The sequence below is a fragment of the Citricoccus sp. K5 genome, from assembly GCF_902506195.1.
Taxonomy (GTDB): domain Bacteria; phylum Actinomycetota; class Actinomycetes; order Actinomycetales; family Micrococcaceae; genus Citricoccus.
Map to the genome: position 1 here is coordinate 1,339,291 of NZ_LR732817.1, position 19,145 is coordinate 1,358,435.

At 69.2% G+C, this 19,145-nt stretch carries 16 protein-coding genes; 12 read left to right on the forward strand and 4 right to left on the reverse strand.

The window, feature by feature from the left end; all coding sequences use genetic code 11:
- Window positions 1-5 precede the first annotated feature (5 nt).
- From uvrA to secG, 12 genes are all read left to right on the forward strand, one after another.
- Window positions 6-2,885: an excinuclease ABC subunit UvrA gene (gene uvrA, locus BOSE125_RS05990; RefSeq protein ID WP_236558146.1), complete on the forward strand. Its 2,880-nt coding sequence runs from the start codon at window positions 6-8 to the stop codon at window positions 2,883-2,885.
- A complete protein-coding gene (locus BOSE125_RS05995) occupies window positions 2,882-3,565 on the forward strand; it encodes an HAD hydrolase-like protein (protein WP_159550912.1) in 684 nt (227 codons plus the stop codon). Before uvrA ends, BOSE125_RS05995 begins: the two co-directional genes overlap by 4 nt.
- A 78-nt stretch (window positions 3,566-3,643) precedes the next feature.
- Window positions 3,644-4,357: a 1-acyl-sn-glycerol-3-phosphate acyltransferase gene (locus BOSE125_RS06000; RefSeq protein ID WP_159550914.1), complete on the forward strand. Its 714-nt coding sequence runs from the start codon at window positions 3,644-3,646 to the stop codon at window positions 4,355-4,357.
- 6 nt (window positions 4,358-4,363) lie between these two features.
- Entirely contained in the window at window positions 4,364-6,466 is a 2,103-nt protein-coding gene (uvrC, locus tag BOSE125_RS06005) for an excinuclease ABC subunit UvrC (protein WP_159550916.1), read from the forward strand.
- 32 nt (window positions 6,467-6,498) lie between these two features.
- Complete coding sequence (gene rapZ / locus BOSE125_RS06010) at window positions 6,499-7,392, forward strand: RNase adapter RapZ (RefSeq protein WP_159550918.1); 894 nt, start codon at window positions 6,499-6,501, stop codon at window positions 7,390-7,392.
- 23 nt (window positions 7,393-7,415) lie between these two features.
- The gene (yvcK, locus tag BOSE125_RS06015; RefSeq protein ID WP_159550920.1) at window positions 7,416-8,456 is read left to right on the forward strand and encodes a uridine diphosphate-N-acetylglucosamine-binding protein YvcK; all 1,041 of its coding nucleotides are present in this window, start codon (window positions 7,416-7,418) and stop codon (window positions 8,454-8,456) included.
- A 77-nt stretch (window positions 8,457-8,533) separates the two neighbouring features.
- Window positions 8,534-9,520, forward strand: a complete 987-nt coding sequence (gene whiA, locus BOSE125_RS06020) for a DNA-binding protein WhiA (protein WP_159550922.1) — start codon at window positions 8,534-8,536, stop codon at window positions 9,518-9,520.
- Between the two features lie 224 nt (window positions 9,521-9,744).
- Window positions 9,745-10,368 carry a superoxide dismutase gene (locus BOSE125_RS06025; RefSeq protein ID WP_159550924.1) on the forward strand — a complete coding sequence of 208 codons (624 nt, stop codon included), beginning with the start codon at window positions 9,745-9,747 and terminating at the stop codon, window positions 10,366-10,368.
- A 107-nt stretch (window positions 10,369-10,475) separates the two neighbouring features.
- Window positions 10,476-11,489 (forward strand): type I glyceraldehyde-3-phosphate dehydrogenase, encoded by a 1,014-nt coding sequence (gene gap / locus BOSE125_RS06030; RefSeq protein WP_159550926.1) that lies wholly within the window; start codon window positions 10,476-10,478, stop codon window positions 11,487-11,489.
- A 53-nt stretch (window positions 11,490-11,542) separates the two neighbouring features.
- Entirely contained in the window at window positions 11,543-12,859 is a 1,317-nt protein-coding gene (pgk, locus tag BOSE125_RS06035) for a phosphoglycerate kinase (RefSeq protein WP_159550928.1), read from the forward strand.
- A 2-nt stretch (window positions 12,860-12,861) separates the two neighbouring features.
- A complete protein-coding gene (tpiA, locus tag BOSE125_RS06040) occupies window positions 12,862-13,677 on the forward strand; it encodes a triose-phosphate isomerase (RefSeq protein WP_159550930.1) in 816 nt (271 codons plus the stop codon).
- Window positions 13,678-13,759: 82 nt separating this feature from the next.
- Window positions 13,760-14,011 carry a preprotein translocase subunit SecG gene (gene secG / locus BOSE125_RS06045; RefSeq protein WP_115931235.1) on the forward strand — a complete coding sequence of 84 codons (252 nt, stop codon included), beginning with the start codon at window positions 13,760-13,762 and terminating at the stop codon, window positions 14,009-14,011.
- A gap of 75 nt (window positions 14,012-14,086) precedes the next feature.
- On the opposite strand, the gene pgl is transcribed toward secG, so the two are convergent.
- From pgl to BOSE125_RS06065, 4 genes are read right to left on the reverse strand one after another with little or no spacing between them, the layout of a single operon-like run.
- Window positions 14,087-14,926, reverse strand: a complete 840-nt coding sequence (gene pgl, locus BOSE125_RS06050) for a 6-phosphogluconolactonase (protein ID WP_159550932.1) — start codon at window positions 14,924-14,926, stop codon at window positions 14,087-14,089.
- Window positions 14,916-15,857, reverse strand: a complete 942-nt coding sequence (locus BOSE125_RS06055) for a glucose-6-phosphate dehydrogenase assembly protein OpcA (RefSeq protein WP_159550934.1) — start codon at window positions 15,855-15,857, stop codon at window positions 14,916-14,918. The genes pgl and BOSE125_RS06055 overlap by 11 nt, the downstream gene beginning before the upstream one ends.
- On the reverse strand, window positions 15,857-17,461 hold the full coding sequence (zwf, locus tag BOSE125_RS06060; RefSeq protein ID WP_159550936.1) for a glucose-6-phosphate dehydrogenase: 1,605 nt from the start codon (window positions 17,459-17,461) through the stop codon (window positions 15,857-15,859). Before zwf ends, BOSE125_RS06055 begins: the two co-directional genes overlap by 1 nt.
- Window positions 17,451-19,130, reverse strand: a complete 1,680-nt coding sequence (locus BOSE125_RS06065) for a glucose-6-phosphate isomerase (RefSeq protein WP_159550938.1) — start codon at window positions 19,128-19,130, stop codon at window positions 17,451-17,453. The genes zwf and BOSE125_RS06065 overlap by 11 nt, the downstream gene beginning before the upstream one ends.
- Window positions 19,131-19,145 lie beyond the last annotated feature (15 nt).

Genomic DNA, 19,145 nt, shown 5'->3' on the forward strand with positions numbered 1-19,145 from the left:
ATCGGATCGTGGTCAAGGGTGCCCGCGAGCACAACCTGAAGAACGTGGACCTGGACATCCCGCGCGATGCGCTGGTCGTCTTCACCGGGCTCTCCGGCTCGGGCAAGTCCTCCCTCGCCTTCGACACGATCTTCGCGGAGGGCCAGCGCCGCTACGTGGAATCGCTGTCCTCCTATGCGCGCATGTTCCTCGGTCGAGTGGACAAGCCCTCCGTGGACTTCATCGAAGGTCTGTCCCCGGCGGTCTCGATCGACCAGAAGTCCACGAACCGCAACCCGCGCTCCACGGTCGGGACCATCACCGAGGTCTACGACTACATGCGCCTGCTGTGGGCACGTATCGGCATCCCACACTGCCCCGAGTGCGGCGAGCCGGCCAGCCGGCAGTCGCCACAACAGATCGTGGACCAGCTCAGCGAGCTGCCCGCCAAGACCCGCTTTCAGGTGCTCGCCCCCGTGGCCCGGGGCCGCAAGGGCGAATTCGTGGACGTCTTCACCAACCTCGCCACACAGGGCTTCTCCCGGGCGATCGTGGACGGTGAACTCATCCAGCTGTCCGACCCGCCGAAGCTGAAGAAGCAGATCAAGCACACCATCGCCGTGGTGGTGGACCGTCTGGCCATGAAGGACGGCATCCGCCAGCGACTCACCGATTCGGTGGAGACCGCCCTGAACCTGGCCGACGGCCTCGTGGTCATCGACTTCGTGGACGTGGACGCCGCCGTGGACCCGGCCAAGGCCAATGCGGGCGAGTGGGACGCCTTCGATGCGGAGGGAACGCCCAAGTTCCGCTCGTTCTCGGAGAAGCTGTCCTGCCCCAACGGCCACCAGCTGACCATCGACGAGATCGAGCCCCGCTCCTTCTCCTTCAACAATCCCTTCGGCGCGTGCACGGTCTGCACCGGTATCGGCACCAAACTGGAGGTGGACGAGGACCTCGTGGTCCCGGACCAGGACAAGACTCTCCTGGAGGGGGCCATCGCCCCCTGGTCGATCGGCAAGTCGACGTCTGAGTACTGGCAGCGGCTGCTCTCCGGCCTGGCCAGCGAGGTCGGCTTCAGCATGGACGTGCCCTGGAAGGACCTGCCGGCCGCTGCCCGCAAGGCCGTCCTGCACGGCAAGGACTTCAAGGTCGAGGTGTCCTACCGGAACCGCTTCGGCCGCGAACGCCGGTACACCACCGGCTTCGAGGGGGTCATCGACTACATCCACCGTAAACACCTCGAGACCGAGTCGGACCATGCCCGGGACCGCTACGAGTCCTACATGCGGGAGATCCCCTGTGCGGCGTGCAACGGCACCCGCCTGAACCCGACCTCACTGTCCGTGACCGTCGGCGGGAAGTCCATCTCCGAGACCACGGTCCTGCCGATGCAGGACGCCATCGACTTCTTCGAGCAGCTCGAGCTGTCCGAGCGGGACGTGCAGATCGCGGACCAGGTCCTCAAGGAGATCCTGGCGCGCCTGCACTTCATGCTGGACGTGGGCCTCAACTATCTGAACCTGGAGCGGCCGGCCGGAACGCTGTCCGGCGGCGAGGCCCAGCGCATCCGCCTGGCCACCCAGATCGGTTCTGGGCTCGTCGGGGTGCTCTACGTCCTGGACGAGCCGTCCATCGGCCTGCACCAGCGGGACAACCGGCGGCTGATCGAGACACTGCTGCGGCTCCGGGACCTCGGCAACACCCTGATCGTGGTGGAGCATGACGAGGACACGATCGCGGAGGCCGACTGGATCGTGGACATCGGCCCCCGGGCCGGTGAGCACGGCGGCGAGGTGGTCCACTCCGGCTCCCTCGAGGGCCTGAAGGCGAACGAACGATCGCTGACCGGTGACTACCTGGCCGGGCGGCGCGAGATCGCCCTGCCGGAGCAGCGCCGTCCCCTGGACAAGAATCGGAAGATCACCGTGGTCGGGGCCCGGGAGAACAACCTGAAGGACGTCACCATCGACTTCCCTCTCGGTGTGCTGACCGCCGTGACCGGCGTGTCCGGGTCCGGGAAGTCCACGCTCGTGAACGAGATCCTGTACAAGGTCCTCGCCAACCAGCTTAACCACGCCAAGCACGTCCCGGGCCGGCACAAACGGGTCAACGGGCTGGACCAGCTGGACAAGGTCGTGCACGTGGACCAGAGTCCGATCGGCCGCACTCCGCGCTCCAACCCCGCCACGTACACCGGCGTGTTCGACACCATCCGGAAGCTCTTCGCGGACACCCAGGAGGCCAAGGTCCGTGGCTACCAGCCCGGACGCTTCTCCTTCAACATCAAGGGCGGTCGCTGCGAGGCATGCTCCGGTGACGGCACCCTGAAGATCGAGATGAACTTCCTGCCGGACGTCTACGTCCCCTGCGAGGTCTGCCACGGCGCCCGGTACAACCGGGAGACCCTCGAAGTGCACTACAAGGGCAAGAACATCGCCGAGGTGCTCCAGATGCCGATCGACGAGGCGGCGGACTTCTTCTCCGCCTACACGAAGATCTCGCGCTACCTCAACACCCTGGTGGACGTCGGGCTCGGGTACGTCAAACTGGGCCAGCCCGCCACCACGCTCTCCGGCGGCGAGGCACAGCGCGTCAAGCTTGCGGCGGAGCTCCAGAAGCGCTCGAACGGCCGGACCATCTACGTGCTGGACGAGCCCACCACCGGCCTGCACTTCGAAGACATCCGTAAACTGCTGGGTGTGCTGCAGTCCCTCGTGGAGAAGGGCAACACGGTGATCACGATCGAGCACAACCTGGACGTCATCAAATCGGCTGACCATGTGATCGACCTCGGCCCGGAGGGAGGGTCCGGCGGCGGCGGCATCGTCGCCACCGGCACCCCGGAGCAGGTCGCTCGGAATGCGGCCAGCCACACCGGCCAGTTCCTCGCGGGGATCCTGTGACGGCGCCCGTCAGCGCGATCCTGTTCGACCTGGACGGGACCCTGGTGGATCCCGCGGGGGCCATCACCGGGGGCATCGCCACCGCCCTGGAGCGCCACGGACTGCCCGTGCCCGGCCCGGACCGGTTGGCGTCCCTCGTGGGACCGCCGTTGCAGGAGAGCCTGGCCTCCCTCGAGGGAGTCACGGCGGAGAACATGCCCTCGGTGATCCGGGACTACCGGGCCGGATACCTGAGCCACGGGATGGCGGCCAGCACCGTCTACCCCGGTGTCCGTGACGCCCTCGAGGACCTTCGGGCAGACCATCGGCTGGTGGTCGCCACCTCCAAGCCCCGCTCGCTCGCGCGCCAGCTGCTGCGCGTCCAGGGCCTCGATCACCTCTTCGCGGCGGTCTGCGGCTCGAACGACGACGAGACCGCACCGCTGCCGCCGCACGGCACGAAGGTGCAGGCGATGGACGAGGCGTTGGCCGCCGTCGGGCACCCGGAGCGGGCCGTGATGGTGGGGGACCGGCACTTCGACCTGGCCGGGGCCACCCACCACGGGATCCCGGGGATCGGTGTGCTCTGGGGCTTCGGCAGCCGGCACGAGCTGGAGGGAGCCGGGGCCACGGTCCTGTGTGAGGACGCGGGGGACCTGCCCGCGCATTGCCGAGCACTGCTGACCGCGGCCCGGACCTGACCCGGGCACTATGATGGACCCGGTCCGCGGGAGCCTCCGGGACACTCAGCTCTGTCGATTCCACTGGAGAGGACGGCCATGGCGACCAATGAAGCCGTGCGCACGGGGATCCGTGCCCTGGTCAAGGTCACCTGCCGGCCGACCATCACCGGCCTGGAGAACGTGCCGGAGTCCGGCGGGTTCATCGTGGCCAGCAATCACTTGTCCTTCTTCGACTCCGTGATCCTGCAGGCAGTCATGCCGCGCATGGTGCACTTCTTCGCCAAGGCCGAGTACTTCACCCAGCCCGGCATCCGGGGCACGGTGATGAAGGGCTTCTTCGACTCCGTGGGCTCGATTCCCGTCGAACGCGGTGAGATGGCCGCATCCGTGGCAGCCCTGGAGTTACTCGTGGACCACGTGGAGGCCGGCTCGGGCGTCGGCATCTACCCCGAGGGCACCCGCAGTCGGGATGGCCGCCTCTACAAGGGCCGCACCGGCGTCGGCTGGCTGGCACTGGCCACGGGGGTGCCGGTGGTGCCGGTCGGTCTGCGGGGGACCGACCGCCTCCAACCTCCCGGTTCGAACCGGTTCACGCCGCACCGTTTCTCCCTGACCGTCGGCCAGCCGCTGCAATTCGAGCATCTCGGCACCAAGCACCCGTTGCCGCCCCGGCGGCAGGCGACGGCGGAGATCATGGACGCCATCGCGGCCCTCTCGGGCCAGGAACGCGCGGCCACCTACAACGAACCGGTCTCGGGCAACACCTCCGGCAGTCAAGCCGGACAGAGCCCGACGCCCGCCCAGGACTGATGCACCATGGCTGATCCGGCCAGCTACCGCCCGAGGACCGGCGAGGTGCCCACCTCGCCGGGGGTGTACCGGTTCCGCGACCCGGACGGGCGCGTCATCTACGTGGGCAAGGCCAAGAACCTGCGGTCGCGACTCGCCTCCTACTTCCAGGACCCCAACGGGTTGCATCCCAAGACCCGGGCGATGGTGTTCACCGCCGCCTCGGTGGAGTGGACCGTGGTCGGCTCGGAGCTGGAGGCCCTGCAGCTCGAGTACACCTGGATCAAGCAGTACACACCGCGGTTCAACATCATGTACCGGGATGACAAGTCCTACCCGTACCTCGCCGTGACGATGAACGAGAAGTACCCGCGGGTGCAGGTCATGCGCGGGGACAAGCGCAAGGGCGTGAAGTACTTCGGACCCTTCCACCCGGCCAAGGCCATCCGTGAGACCGTGGACCTGATGCTCCGGGTCTTCCCGGTCCGGACCTGTTCCTCTGGCGTCTTCCGGCGGGCCGAGCTCACGGGCCGGCCCTGTCTGATGGGCTACATCGACAAGTGCGCCGCCCCGTGCGTGGACCGGATCAGCCAGGCGGGGCACCGGCAGCTCGCGCAGGACTTCTGCGACTTCATGGCCGGGGACGCCCAGAAGTACATCCGCCGCCTTGAAGCCCAGATGAAGGAGGCCGTGGCGGACCTGCGCTACGAGGACGCCGCGCGTCGCCGGGACGACATCGCGGCCTTGAAGCGGGTGTTCGAGCGCAACGCCGTGGTCCTCTCGGAATCCACGGAGGCAGACATCTTCGCCTTCGCCGACGACGAGCTCGAGGCCGCCGTCCAGGTGTTCCACGTCCGGGACGGGCGCATCCGCGGTCAGCGCGGCTGGGTGGTCGAGAAGGTCGAGGACGTCTCGGGTGCCACCATGGTGGAGCAGCTGCTGGAGCAGGTCTACGGCTCGCTCGAGGACACCAGCCGCATCCCGCGCGAGGTCCTCGTGCCCGAGCTGCCGGAGAACGCCGACCAGGTGGCCGCCCTGCTGTCCGGCATGCGGGGCGCCCAGGTCAGCCTGCGGGTGCCGCAGCGCGGTGACAAGAGGTCCCTGATGGAGACCGTCAAGGAGAACGCCGTGCTCGCGCTGCGGATGCATAAGACGCGCCGCTCCGGAGACCTGACGACTCGCTCCGCCGCACTGCGCGAGCTCCAGGACGCCCTCGAACTGCCCGAGCCGCTGCTGCGGATCGAGTGCTATGACATCTCCCACGTATCCGGGACCAACGTGGTCGGCTCCATGGTGGTGGTGGAGGACGGGATGCCGAAGAAGGCCGACTACCGCAAGTTCAGTGTGACGGGGGATGCCGCCCGGGATGACACGGCCGCCATGCGCAACGTCCTCACCCGCCGGTTCCGCCACTACCTGGAGGACCAGGAGCGCAGTGGCACGTTCGCCACCGGGGAGATCGCTCTCGAGACGGATCCGGCGGATCCGGCTGGTCAGACGGGTCCCGGCGGAGCGGCAGAGGGCCCGGCCGGGGCACCCGCGGACGGTCCGTCCTCGCGCCGTTTCGCCTACCCGCCCTCCCTCGTGGTGGTCGACGGCGGCCCCCCACAGGTGGCCTCGGCCGTCCAGGCCCTGGCGGACCTGGGGATCACCGACCTGCCCGTGGTCGGCCTCGCCAAGCGGCTCGAGGAGCTGTGGCTGCCGGGCGAGGAATTCCCCCTCGTGCTCCCGCGCGCCTCCCAAGGGCTCTACATGCTGCAGCGGATCCGCGACGAGTCCCACCGCTTCGCCATCACCTTCCATCGGGAGAAGCGTGGTAAGTCCATGGTCTCCTCTGCCCTGGACGGCATCGAGGGTCTGGGCCCGGCCAAGCAGAAGGTCCTGCTCAAGCACTTCGGTTCGGTCAAACGCATCCGTGCCGCCAGCGTGGATCAGCTGCAGGAGGCCCGGGGCATCGGCCCGGCCCTGGCGGCCACCGTCCACGCGGCTCTCCACCCCGAGATCTCGGCGCCCGAAAGCGAGTCCGCTGAAGCCGCGGAGGCCGCTGGGACTGCCGAGCCTGCCGAGATGGCCTCGGCGGACCGGGTGACGCACGGCGTGAACCTGACCACCGGGGAGATCCTGGAATGAGAGGGGTGGACTGGACTGGGTAGTCTGGACGCATGAGCGACGGCCTGACCCCGGTGAAACCACCCACCTCTGAAGTCCTCATCGTCACCGGCATGTCGGGAGCGGGACGGACCACCGCCGCCCACGCGCTGGAAGACCACGGCTGGTACGTGGTGGAGAACATCCCGCCACAGCTCTTCATCACCCTGACGGACCTCGTGGGCCGTTCCCCGGAGGCGATCCCGCGGCTGGCCCTCGTGGTGGACGTGCGGTCCAAGGAGCTCTTCAAGGACATCCAGGAGGCCCTGGGCCAGTTACGTGCCCAGGGCGTGGACTACCGGGTGCTCTTCCTGGATGCCAGTGACGAGTTGCTGGTGCGCCGTTTCGAATCGGCCCGCCGCCCGCACCCCCTGCAGGGTTCCGGCCGCATCCCGGACGGGATCGCCGTCGAACGCCTGCTTCTGCGGGAGCTGAAGGAAGAGGCCGAGATCGTGGTGGACACCAGCACGAAGAACGTGCACTCGCTGGCCACCACCATCACGGAGCTGTTCACCGAGTCCGGCCCCATTGTGCTGCGTCTGAACGTCATGAGCTTCGGCTTCAAGTACGGGCTCCCGCAGGACGCGAATTTCATGGCCGATGTCCGGTTCCTGCCGAACCCGCACTGGGTCCCCGAGCTGCGTCCCTTCACGGGCCGGGACACCGCGGTCTCGGATTTCGTGCTGCAGCAGCAGGGCGCCAGTGAGTTCGTGGATCACTACCTCGAGGCGCTGGTGCCCGTCCTGGACGGCTACCGCCGGGAGAACAAGCACTATGCCACCTTCGCCATCGGCTGTACGGGTGGCAAGCACCGCTCGGTGGCCGTGGCCGAGGAGCTGGGCCACCGGCTGAGCCAGCAACCGCGGGTCACGGTCAACGTGCACCACCGGGACCTGGGCCGGGAATGAGTGGGATGGCGGGGATGCCGGGCATGAGCAGCCATTTCACGGGCCAGTTGCCCCTGGCGCCCAGTTCCGTTCCGGCGCCGGGCCAGCCGGCCGGGACGTACGATCCGACCCTGCGCGTCACCGCGCTCGGCGGCGGCCATGGGCTGTCGGCCACGCTGCGGGCCCTGCGGCTCATCGCCGGGGAGATCACGGCCGTGGTGACGGTGGCCGACGACGGGGGATCCTCGGGCCGCATCCGCCGGGAGATGGACGTGCTGCCGCCTGGTGACCTGCGGATGGCCCTGGCCGCCCTGTGTGATGACACGGACTGGGGGCGGACCTGGCGCGATGTCATGCAGCACCGGTTCACCTCCAAGGAGGGCACCGAGGCCACGCTGGACAACCACTCCCTGGGCAACCTGTTGATCGTGGCCCTGTGGGAGCTGCTCGGTGACCCGGTGGGCGGACTGCGCTGGGCCGGGGCCCTGTTGGGTGCCCGCGGTCAGGTGCTGCCCATGTCCACCGTGCCGCTGGCGATCTCCGGTGCCGTGCTGTCCGAGAACGAGAAGGGCGAGCTGGTCCGGCGGACCGTGACGGGCCAGTCCTCGCTGGCGGCCGCCGGGAAGAACACCAGGGTCTCCCACATCCGGCTCGAACCGGAGAATGCCCCCGCCTGTGAGGAGTCCATGGAGGCCATCGAGCTCTCCGACTGGATCGTCCTCGGGCCCGGTTCCTGGTACACCTCCGTCCTGCCGCACCTGCTGCTACCCGAGCTGCGTGACGCCCTGGTCCGCACTCCGGCCCGGAAGGCGCTCGTGATGAATCTCACCACGGACACCGCGGAAACCTCCGGCATGAACGCGGCGGACCACCTGGAGGTCATCCACCACTACGCGCCCGATCTGCGGTTGGACGTCGTCATAGCAGACCAGGACGCGGTCCAGGACGCCCAGGGCTTCGTGGATGCGGCTGAGCGTCTGGGGGCCGCGGTCCTGTTTAGTAGGGTTGGTGCCGGTTCGGGGACCCCGATCCATGACCCACTGCGTCTGGCTTTGGCCTTTCAGGAGGCCTTCAAGGGCTCCTGATACGGTCATCGTCGTCCGTCACGCCCACCGGTATGGCGGCTCCACCAGTACAAGCGAGAGATGTGAGGCGAGACGCCATGGCGTTGACTGCGGCGGTGAAAGAGGAATTGGCCCATCACGGGATCAAGAGCTCTTCCGAACGGAAGGCCGAGGTCTCGGCCATGCTGCGCTTCGCCGGGGGACTGCACATCATCTCCGGCCGGATCGTCATCGAGGCCGAGCTGGACCAGGCCGCCACCGCCCGCCGACTCCGGACCGCCATCGCCGAGGTCTACGGCCACGGCAGCGAGATCATCGTCGTGTCCGGCGGCAATCTGCGCAAGGGCAGCCGCTACGTCATCCGGGTGATCCGTGATGGCGAATCCCTCGCCCGCCAGACCGGCCTGCTGGACGTCCGCGGCCGCCCCGTGCGTGGTCTGCCCCCCATGATCGTCAACGGTTCCGTCGCCGACGCCGAGGCCGTGTGGCGCGGAGCCTTCCTGGCGCACGGGTCCCTCACCGAACCGGGCCGGTCATCCTCCCTGGAGGTCACGTGCCCCGGCTCCGAGGCCGCCCTGGCACTGGTGGGGGCCGCCCGCCGGCTCGGCATCGCCGCCAAGGCCCGCGAGGTGCGCGGCGTGGACCGCGTGGTCATCCGTGACGGAGACGCCATCTCGGCCCTGCTGACCCGAATGGGGGCGCACGACACCGTGCTGGTGTGGGAGGAGCGCCGCACCCGCAAGGAGGTCCGCGCCACCGCCAACCGGCTGGCCAACTTCGATGACGCGAACCTGCGGCGTTCGGCCCAGGCCGCCGTCGCCGCCGGGGCACGGGTCGAACGGGCTCTGGACATCCTCGGCGACGAGGTCCCGGACCACCTCAAGTACGCCGGGCAGCTGCGCGTGGACCACAAGCAGGCGTCCCTGGACGAACTCGGACGGCTGGCCGATCCGCCCATGACCAAGGACGCCATCGCTGGCCGGATTCGCCGACTGCTCGCCATGGCGGACAAGCGGGCCATCGAGGAGGGCCTGCCCGGGACCGACGCCGCCCTGCCGTCGGACACGTCGGAACATGACGCCTGACGACTCCTGAATCACGCTCTGCGGGGGTGCTGTGATGACCACACCGCAGCTGGCCGGTACCTGGCCGGCAACTTTCCGGCGGCTGAACATTCCGGCTCTGAGCGGAACCGGTGGCCAACGCCCCCACAGGGGTGCTTAGGATGGGAAGCAAGGTCTCCTGACGGGGGCCAGACACCAGGGCCCGGCACCCCGGACCCTGGATACATGTCCATCAAGGAGGAAACATGGCTGAATTCACCCTGCCGGAACTTGATTATGACTACAGCGCGCTGGAGCCCCACATCTCGGCGAAGATCATGGAGCTGCACCACTCCAAACACCACGCCACCTATGTGAAGGGTGCCAACACCGCCCTCGAGAAGCTGGCCGCCGCCCGCGAGAGCGGCGATTTCGCCACCGTCAACCAGTTCTCCAAGGACCTGGCGTTCAACCTGGGTGGGCACACCAACCACTCCATCTTCTGGAAGAACCTGTCCCCGAACGGCGGGGACAAGCCCGAGGGCGAACTGGCCGCGGCGATCGACGAGTTCTTCGGCTCCTTCGACAAGTTCCAGGCCCACTTCACCGCCGCCGCGCTGGGCATCCAGGGCTCCGGCTGGGCCGTGCTCGCCTACGAGCCGATCGGCGGCAACTTGGTCATCGAGCAGTTCTACGATCAGCAGAACGGCGTCCCCGTGGCCACCATCCCGCTGTTCCAGCTGGACATGTGGGAGCACGCCTTCTACCTCGACTACCAGAACGTCAAGGCGGACTACGTCAAGGCCATCTGGAACATCGTGAACTGGGCGGACGTCTCGGCCCGCTTCGAGGCCGCCCGCGCCGGCGCCTCCAAGCTCATCACCCCCTGAACCAGGTGACCCGTTGACGGGCCGGCCGGCCACTGTGGTCGGCCGGCCCGCTTCGTGTCTTCAGACCACACTTCTCGTTCCTCTCCGTCCGACCGAAAGGCACCACCGTGAGTACTGCAACCAGGATCGCCATCAACGGATTCGGCCGCATCGGCCGCAACGCACTGCGTGTCATCGAGCAGGAGGGCCACGATCTCGAGCTGGTGGCCGTGAACGACCTCGCGGACGTCGAGGACCTGATGTACCTCGTGAAGTACGACACGATCCTGGGGCGCTACCCGCACGGGATCGAGCTCGTGGACGGCAACCTGGTCGCCAATGGCAGGACCATCCGCGTCTTCTCCGAGAAGGACCCGTCGAAGCTGCCCTGGGACGAGCTCGGCGTGGACATCGTCGTCGAGTGCACCGGTCACTTCACCCGGGCCGAGGACGCCCGCAAGCACCTGGAGGCCGGCGCCCGCAAGGTCGTGCTCTCGGCCCCCGGCAAGGGCGTGGACGGCACCTTCGTGATGGGCGTCAACGACTCCACCTACGACCCGGCCATGGAGATCATCTCGGCCGCCTCCTGCACCACGAACTGCCTGGCCCCCATGGCCAAGGTCCTACACGACTCCTTCGGGATCGTGGACGGCATCATGACCACCATCCACGCCTACACCGGTGACCAGAACCTGCATGATGGGCCGCACCCCAAGGACCGCCGCCGCGCCCGGGCCGCCGCCCAGAACATGGTCCCCACCTCCACCGGCGCCGCCAAGGCCATCGGCGAGGTGATCCCCTCGCTGAAGGGCAAGCTGGACGGTTTCGCCATGCGGGTGCCCACGATCACCGGCTCCGCCACGGACCTCACCGTCGAACTGGAGAGGGAGGCCTCGATCGACGAGGTCAACGCCGCCTTCCAGGCCGCAGCACAGACCCCGGAGTTGCAGGGCCGCCTGGTCTACAACGTGGACCCGATCACCTCCTCGGACATCATCACCTCGCCGGCGGCCTGCACCTTCGACGCCCCCTTGACCAAGTCGATCGGCAAGACCGTCAAGATCATCGGCTGGTATGACAATGAGTGGGGGTACACCTGCCAGTTGATGGACCTGACCTCCATGGTCGCCTCTAAGCTGTAGTCCGGGTTCGAACCCCGCCCACCCAAGTTCCACCGTCCCGGAAGGCCCTGTGCATGACCGCCAAGACCCTTGACGACCTGCTGGAGGCAGGAGTGGCTGGACGCCACGTCCTCGTCCGCTCCGACCTCAACGTCCCGCTGGAGGATGGCGCCGTGGCTGACGACGGCCGCATCCGTGCCTCGCTGCCGGTCATCACCGCGCTGGCCGACGCCGGCGCACGCGTGGTCGTCATGGCCCACCTCGGGCGCCCGAAGGGCACGGCGGACCCGGCCTTCTCGCTCCGGCCCGCGGCCGAGCGGATGGCCGAGCTGGCCGGTCGTGAGGTGCGCCTGGCCGCGGACGTCACGGGCGCCTCGGCCCGTGAGGAGTCGGCGAACCTGCCCGACGGAGGCATCCTCCTCCTCGAGAACGTGCGGTTCGATCCGCGCGAGACCTCCAAGGACGAGGCCGAGCGTGCCGCGCTGGCCGCGGAGATGGCGGCCCTGACCGATGGCAGCGGCTCGTCCGAGTCGGCTCAGGCGACCCAGGGCGCCTACGTGGATGACGCCTTCGGCGCCGTGCACCGACGGCACGCCTCGGTGTATGACATCGCCGGCCTGCTGCCGTCGTACCAGGGTGGCCTCGTGTTCCGTGAGCTGGACGTGCTGTCCCGCCTGACCGGAGAGCCGGACCGCCCCTACGTGGTGGTCCTCGGAGGCTCCAAGGTCTCGGACAAGCTGGCGGTGATCGACAACCTGATGGACCGCGCGGACACCCTGCTGATCGGGGGCGGGATGCTGTTCACCTTCCTCAAGGCCCAGGGCCACGAGGTCGGTGCCTCCCTGCTGGAGGAGGACCAGATCCCCGTCGTCACCGAATACCTGGCGCGCGCCGAGAAGGGCGGCTGCCGGATCGTCCTGCCCACGGACATCGTCATGGCCTCGGCCTTCGCCGCCGACGCCGAGCATGAGGTCCTGCCCGTGGAGGCCCTGACCTCCGGTGCGCACGGCGCCTCTGCCCTGGGCCTGGACATCGGCCCCGAGACGCGTGTGGCGTTCGGCGAGGAGATCCGCCGCGCCGAGACCGTGTTCTGGAACGGGCCGATGGGTGTCTTCGAGTTCGAGGCCTTCGCCCATGGCACCCGCACGGTGGCCCAGTCCCTGACCGAGTCCACCGGGCTGACCGTGGTGGGTGGCGGTGACTCGGCGGCCGCCGTCCGGGCCCTGGGCTTCGATGACGAGCAGTTCGGCCACATCTCCACCGGTGGCGGTGCCTCCCTGGAGTACCTCGAGGGCAAGTCCCTGCCGGGCATCGACGCCCTGGAGCGCTCGGCCACGGGCCACGGCATGAACCACAGCGCAGGTCCTGACGCGGCACAGGCAGGTGCCTGAGCATGACCTCGAAGACCAACGGCGTCTATGACCGCACCCCGCTCATCGCGGGCAACTGGAAGATGAACCTGGACCACCAGCAGGCCGTCACCCTCGTGCAGAAACTGACCTGGATCCTCACGGACGCGGACCACGACTTCGAGAAGGTCGAGGTGGCGGTGTTCCCGCCCTTCACGGACCTGCGCAGTGTCCAGATCCTCGTGGCGGGGGACCGGCTGCCCCTGGTATACGGGGCTCAGGACGTCTCTGCGGAGGATTCCGGGGCCTTCACCGGCGAGATCTCGGCACAGTTCCTGTCCAAGCTAGGGTGCCGCTACGTCCTGGTCGGCCACTCCGAGCGGCGCACGCTGCACGGCGAGGACGACGCCATGGCCAACCGCAAGCTCACCGCAGCACTGCGGCACGGCCTCGCGCCCGTCCTGTGTGTGGGCGAGGGCCTGGACGTCCGGCAGGCCGACCGCCACGTGGAGCACACCCTGGCCCAGCTCCGTGGAGCGCTCGAGGGCCTGTCCACCGAGCAGGTCACCGACCTGGTGGTGGCGTACGAACCCGTGTGGGCCATCGGCACCGGCGAGGTGGCCGGCCCGGACGACGCCCAGCAGATGTGTGCCGCCCTGCGCGCCGACGTCGCCTCCCGGTATGGTGAGGAAGCCGCCGAGGGTCTCCGCCTGCTGTATGGCGGATCCGTCAAGTCCTCGAATGCGGCCTCCATCCTGCGGGAGAAGGACGTGGACGGCCTCCTCGTGGGTGGCGCCAGCCTGGACGAGGCCGAGTTTGCTAGCATAGTCAGGTTCGAGCATCACCTGCTGACTGACTGATTCCGGCTGTTCGGCTCCGGTCGGACGGCGCAGAAGAACCCGAACGGGCCGGTGACGGCCTCCCGCCAATGGAAAGAGTGACGTGGACGTCCTGACCCTCATCCTGCAGATCGCCCTGGCCGCCATCAGTGTCCTGCTGGTCCTGCTGATCCTGCTGCACAAGGGCCGCGGCGGCGGTATGTCCGATATGTTCGGCGGCGGCGTGACCTCTTCACTGGGTGCTTCCGGCGTGGCCGAGAAGAACCTGAACCGCATCACCGTCACCCTGGGCCTGACCTGGGGTGCGATCGTGGTGGCCCTCGGCCTGATCATGCGGTTCTCGCAGGACTTCTAGCCCGTCCTGGACGGGCGGCAGTGGCAGCGGCACAGAGCTGTCGGCCCACCCCAGTCCGGCAGCCAGTCCACCAGGTCAGACCTGACCGGCTGCCGCCTCGTCCAGCCACCAGACAGTGTCATCCCGACCTGAGACCACCGACGCCGGCCAGCGGGCCGCGTCGGTGGTCTTGCCGTCACGGGCCTGCCGGACCGCTGCGACGGCCTCGGCCTTGTCCGCACCGGCCACCACGAACCAGAGCCGTTCCGCCGTGTGGAGGGCCTCCACAGTCAGTGAGAGCCGCCACGGCGGCGGCTTGGGGGAGTCGACCACGGCAATGACCGTCGCTCCACGGGTCAGGGGGCCGGGCAGGCCCGGGAACAGGCTGGCGACATGGGCATCCGGTCCCACACCCAGCATCACCACATCGAAGACCGGCAGGCGCTCGTCCGGCCCCCCGTCCACGCGCGCGTGGTCGGCGAGCTCGGACGCATAGGCCTCCGCCGCCGTCATGATCGACTCCAGCACTGGCGTCTCCGGCGGCACCGTCCCCGCTGCTGCAGCGCTGTCAGCAGCGGGCATCCGGTGAATGTTCGCGGCGGGCATCCCGTGCTGGGTGACCAGGTCCTGCAGGAGGGCCTCCTCGGCCTGCTGCTCATTGCGGTCCTGGTCCCCGGCCGGAAGGAAACGCTCATCGCCCCACCACAGGTGCACCCGGGACCAGTCCGGGATGCGGAGATCCGCGGGGACGCCGGGTACCGCTGACACCAGATCGGAGAGCGCCGACAGGATCCCCGTGCCGGTCCCACCCCCGGTCAGCACGGCCGAGGCCGCGCCCCGGTCCCGGACGGCGTCGGCGAGGATGCGGAGCAACTCCCCGGCTGCGTCACGGCAGAGCGACTCGCGGTCGGAGAACAGGCGGGTTTCATCGGTCACTGGGCAACACCGCTTTCAGATCGGTCAGGGGCAGCCCGTTGACCACCACATCGCCGAAGACCTCGTCCGGGTCCAGCCGGCGCAGCTCCTCTGCCAGGCAGTCCTGGTCGCTGCGCCGTGGCAGGGAGATGTGCTGGATCGGCCGGCCCTGCTGGTACAGGGAGGCCACATCTCCGGCAGGCCGGGACAACACCACGTCGCCCCGCTGGCGCCGCAGCCGGACGGAGCGCATGCCCTGACCCGCCTTGGAATGGGCCATGGTGACGGGGACCCCGAGGCAGCGGGTGAGCCAGGCGGCCAGCAGCATGGTCGAGGGGGAGTCCTCGGCCCCGTCCACGGTGACGGAGAGGATCTCGGCGGAGTCCAGCCCGTCCAGGATCGCGGCCAGCTGAATGCGCCATCCGGTCAGCCGGGTCCAGGACAGGTCGGTGTCCCCGCCCCGGTAGGTCTGGCGCAGGTGCATCAATGCCCTCCGGGGCGAGGGCGCCGTGGCCGTGTCCGTGATGCGGCGGTGCGCGATGCGCCCCAGGGCCGAGTCGGCCGGGATCTCCGGGGCGGAGTGGGGCCACCAGACCACGATCGGGGCGTCCGGCAGCAGCAGGGCGCCGATGAGTGACTCGGACTCCTCCGCATTGGAGCCGGAGCCGTGGAGGATGACCACGTCGGAGGCCCCGGCGTCACCGCCCACCCGGATCTCCGCATCCAGCCGGGTGGGAGCTGCGGCATCCCCGGCAGCCAGCACGATGATCCGGCAGGGGTGCTCGCGGCTGGCCAGGTTGGCGGCCAGGATGGCCTCCTCGGCATGGTCCGGCGAGGTGGAGATGATCAGCGTCAGCACCCGGCCGAGCGCGACGACGCCCCCGGCCTCGCGCAGGCGGTTCATCTCCTTGGCGACCTGGGATGTGGTGGTGTCCTGGACCTCGACGATCATCAGGGCCTCCTCCAGACGCGGCCGTCACGGGCCACGAGCTCGTCGGCGGTCTTCGGTCCCCAGCTGCCGGGGGCATAGGGCTCCGGCTGGCCGGCCAGGGACTCCCAGTACTCCTCGAACGGGTCGAGGATGGCCCAGGACAGCTCCACCTCGGCCTGGCGGGGGAACAGCGGCGGCTCGCCGAGCAGAACGTCGAGGATCAGCCGTTCGTAGGCCTCCGGGCTGTCCTCGGTGAAGGCATGGCCGTAGCCGAAGTCCATGGTCACATCCCGGACCTCCTGCTGGGTCCCGGGGACCTTGGAGGCGAAGCGGATCGTGACCCCCTCGTCCGGCTGCACCCGGATCACGATCGTGTTCTGCCCGAACTCGTCCTCACCGTGTCCGGGGAACAGCAGGTTCGGGGCACGCTTGAGCACCACGGCGATCTCGGTGACCCGACGGCCCAGTCGCTTGCCGGCGCGCAGGTAGAACGGGACCCCGTCCCAGCGCCGGGTGCGGATCCCCAGCTTCAGGGCGGCGTAGGTCTCGGTGGTGGACTCCGGGTTGAAGCCCTCCTCCTCGAGGAAGCCGGTGACCTTCTCCCCGCCCTGCCAGCCACCGGTGTACTGGCCGCGCGCGGAGGCGGCGCCCAGGCCGGCGTCGTCCATGGGGACCTCGACGGCCGCCAGGACCTTCTCCTTCTCGGTGCGCAGATGGTCCGCGTCAAAGGAGATGGGCTCCTCCATGGCGGTCAGGGCCAGCAGCTGCAGCAGGTGGTTCTGGATGACGTCGCGGGCGGCGCCCACCCCGTCGTAGTAGCCGGCGCGGCCGCCGATGCCGATGTCCTCGGCCATGGTGATCTGCACGTGGTCCACATGGTTGGAGTTCCACACGGGCTCGAACAGGCGGTTGGCGAAGCGCAGCGCCAGGATGTTCTGGACGGTCTCCTTGCCGAGGTAGTGGTCGATCCGGAAGACGGCATCCGGGACGAACACCTGCTCGATCACATCGTTGAGCTCCCGGGCGCTGGCCAGATCGTGGCCGAAGGGCTTCTCGATGACGACCCGGCGCCACGGACGCCCCGAGGAACCGGCCTGGGCGGGGGAGGGCCGCGTCCCGGCGTCGTGGTGGCGGCCGGCCAGGCCGTGGTCGGCGAGCTGCTGGCTGACCTCCTCGAACCAGTCCGGCGGGATGGACAGGTAGAACACGGTGTTGCCGGCGGTGCCGCGGGAGACCTCGAGGTCGGCCAGCGTCCCATGGAGGTCCTCGTAGGCCGCGGCGTCGTCGAAGCCGCCGGAGACGAAGCGGAAGCCGCCGCGCAACTGGTTCCAGACGGTGTCGTTCCAGCCGGTCCGGGCCGAGGACTCCACGGATGCGCGCACGTACGCCGTGAACTCCTCGTCGCTCCAGTCGCGCCGGCCGAAGCCGACCAGGGAGAAGCCGGGCGGGAGCAGCCCCCGGTTGGCGAGGTCGTAGATCGCCGGCAACAGCTTCTTGCGGGCCAGGTCTCCGGTGACGCCGAACAGGACGAGGGCGGAGGGTCCGGCGATCCGGGTCAGCCGCCGGTCCCGGGGGTCGCGCAGGGGATTGGCCGGGCGCGTTCCGGTCAACGGCTCAGGCACCATCGGATCCCTGCGTGCCGTGCGCTGCCCGGAGGAGCTGGCCGATGCCGTCTGTGCGCTCGGTCAGGTGCAGCCGCACCACGGGCCGGCCGTGCTCGCGCAGCACGGAGGCGTCCCCGGCGGCCTGGGCGGCCAGCAGCTGGCCGAAGGTGAAGGGGCGGCCCGGGATGTCCAGGTCCAGGTCTGAATCGGCCGTGACCTGCAGGAAGACTCCCTCGGGCGTGCCGCCCTTGTGGTACTGGCCGGTCGAGTGCAGGAACCGCGGGCCCCAGCCGAAGGTGACCGGGCGGCCGGACAGCGTCGCGAGGGCGGCGCGCAGGACCTCCAGCTCCGGGTAGCCCACGCGGTCCAGGTACGCGTGGACGGCCAGGTAGCCGTGGGCCGGCACCAGCTGCGCGACGGCGGCCAGCACCTGCCCGAGGTCATCCGGGTTCCCGGCGGGGCCGTTCACGACGTCGGCGGGACCGGTGACCTCGACGGTCCCGATCACGGTGTCCGGGCGCTCTTCCGCGGGCGTGGCATCCAGCAGGCCGCGGGCCGCAGTCTTCGCCGCCTCGACGTCCGGCTGATCGAAGGGGTTGATGCCGAGGATGCGGCCGGCCACCGCCGTGGCGAACTCCCACAGCAGCAGCTGCGCGCCGAGGGAGCCGAAGACCTCCACCGCGTGCTCGGACCGGACGGGTGAGACGCTGTCGAGGGCATCTGACGCGTCGGGCGCCTCCCGGTCCTCGGGGTCGGCCACCAGGCGGATCTGCAGCAGGTCGTCGGCGGCGGAGAGGGTCTCCGGGTCCCCGGAGTCCACGACCACCGGCAGCACACCGGCGCCGTCCTTGCCCGTGGACTCGGCGATGAGCTGCTCGGCCCAGCCGCCGAAGCCGACCAGTCCGGAGTCCTCGTCGGAGAAGATCAGTTTGTTGCGCAGCGGGTCCGTACCAGCCATGGCGGCGCCGAGCTGGAGGCCAGGGTTGCCAGGGTCGTCGGTGGCGAGGACCTCGCGGGTCTCCTCGGCTTCGTCGAGCAGAGCGGCGATGTCCACGCCGGCCAGACCGGTGGGCACCAGGCCGAACGCCGTCAGGGCGGAGTAACGCCCGCCGACGGTGGGATCGGCCGTGAAGACCCGACGGTAGCCGGCTTCGCGGGCGGACCGCTCGAGCGGGGAGCCCGGGTCCGTCACCACGACGATCCGGGACGCGGCGTCGAGGCCGGCGTCGTTGAAGGCCTGTTCGAAGACTCGCCGCTGCGAGTCGGTCTCCACCGTGGAACCGGATTTGGAGGACACCACCAGGACGGTGTGTGCCACCCCCGCCGCCAGGACGTTGCCCACCATCTCGGGGTCGGTGGAGTCGAGCACGGTGAGCGGACATCCCACGGTGGCGGCGATCACCTCGGGGGCCAGGGAGGACCCGCCCATGCCGGCGAGGACCACCCTGCTGATGTCCTCGGCCGCCAGCTCGGCGCGCAGGGCCTCGATCTGCGGCACCAGCTCCCGCGAGTCCTCGAAGAGGTCCATCCACCCGAGGCGCCGCGATGCCTCCTCCTCTGTGGCCGGACCCCACAGGGTGTGGTCCTTGCCGTCCAGGCGACTGGCGACACGGTCGTCCACCAGGGCCGGGACGTGACGGTCGATCGCCGCTAGGGCGGCACCGGTGGCCTGCAATCCGAGTGAACTCATGTCAGTCTCCTGGTT

Coding starts and splice junctions, on each gene's coding strand:
- BOSE125_RS06055 (WP_159550934.1), bottom strand. CDS start 15,857: ATGATCGTCGAGGTCCAGGACACCACCACATCCCAGGTCGCCAAGGAG.
- yvcK (WP_159550920.1), top strand. CDS start 7,416: ATGAGCAGCCATTTCACGGGCCAGTTGCCCCTGGCGCCCAGTTCCGTT.
- whiA (WP_159550922.1), top strand. CDS start 8,534: ATGGCGTTGACTGCGGCGGTGAAAGAGGAATTGGCCCATCACGGGATC.
- BOSE125_RS06000 (WP_159550914.1), top strand. CDS start 3,644: ATGGCGACCAATGAAGCCGTGCGCACGGGGATCCGTGCCCTGGTCAAG.
- BOSE125_RS06065 (WP_159550938.1), bottom strand. CDS start 19,130: ATGAGTTCACTCGGATTGCAGGCCACCGGTGCCGCCCTAGCGGCGATC.
- rapZ (WP_159550918.1), top strand. CDS start 6,499: ATGAGCGACGGCCTGACCCCGGTGAAACCACCCACCTCTGAAGTCCTC.
- tpiA (WP_159550930.1), top strand. CDS start 12,862: ATGACCTCGAAGACCAACGGCGTCTATGACCGCACCCCGCTCATCGCG.
- BOSE125_RS06025 (WP_159550924.1), top strand. CDS start 9,745: ATGGCTGAATTCACCCTGCCGGAACTTGATTATGACTACAGCGCGCTG.
- uvrC (WP_159550916.1), top strand. CDS start 4,364: ATGGCTGATCCGGCCAGCTACCGCCCGAGGACCGGCGAGGTGCCCACC.
- zwf (WP_159550936.1), bottom strand. CDS start 17,461: ATGGTGCCTGAGCCGTTGACCGGAACGCGCCCGGCCAATCCCCTGCGC.
- pgk (WP_159550928.1), top strand. CDS start 11,543: ATGACCGCCAAGACCCTTGACGACCTGCTGGAGGCAGGAGTGGCTGGA.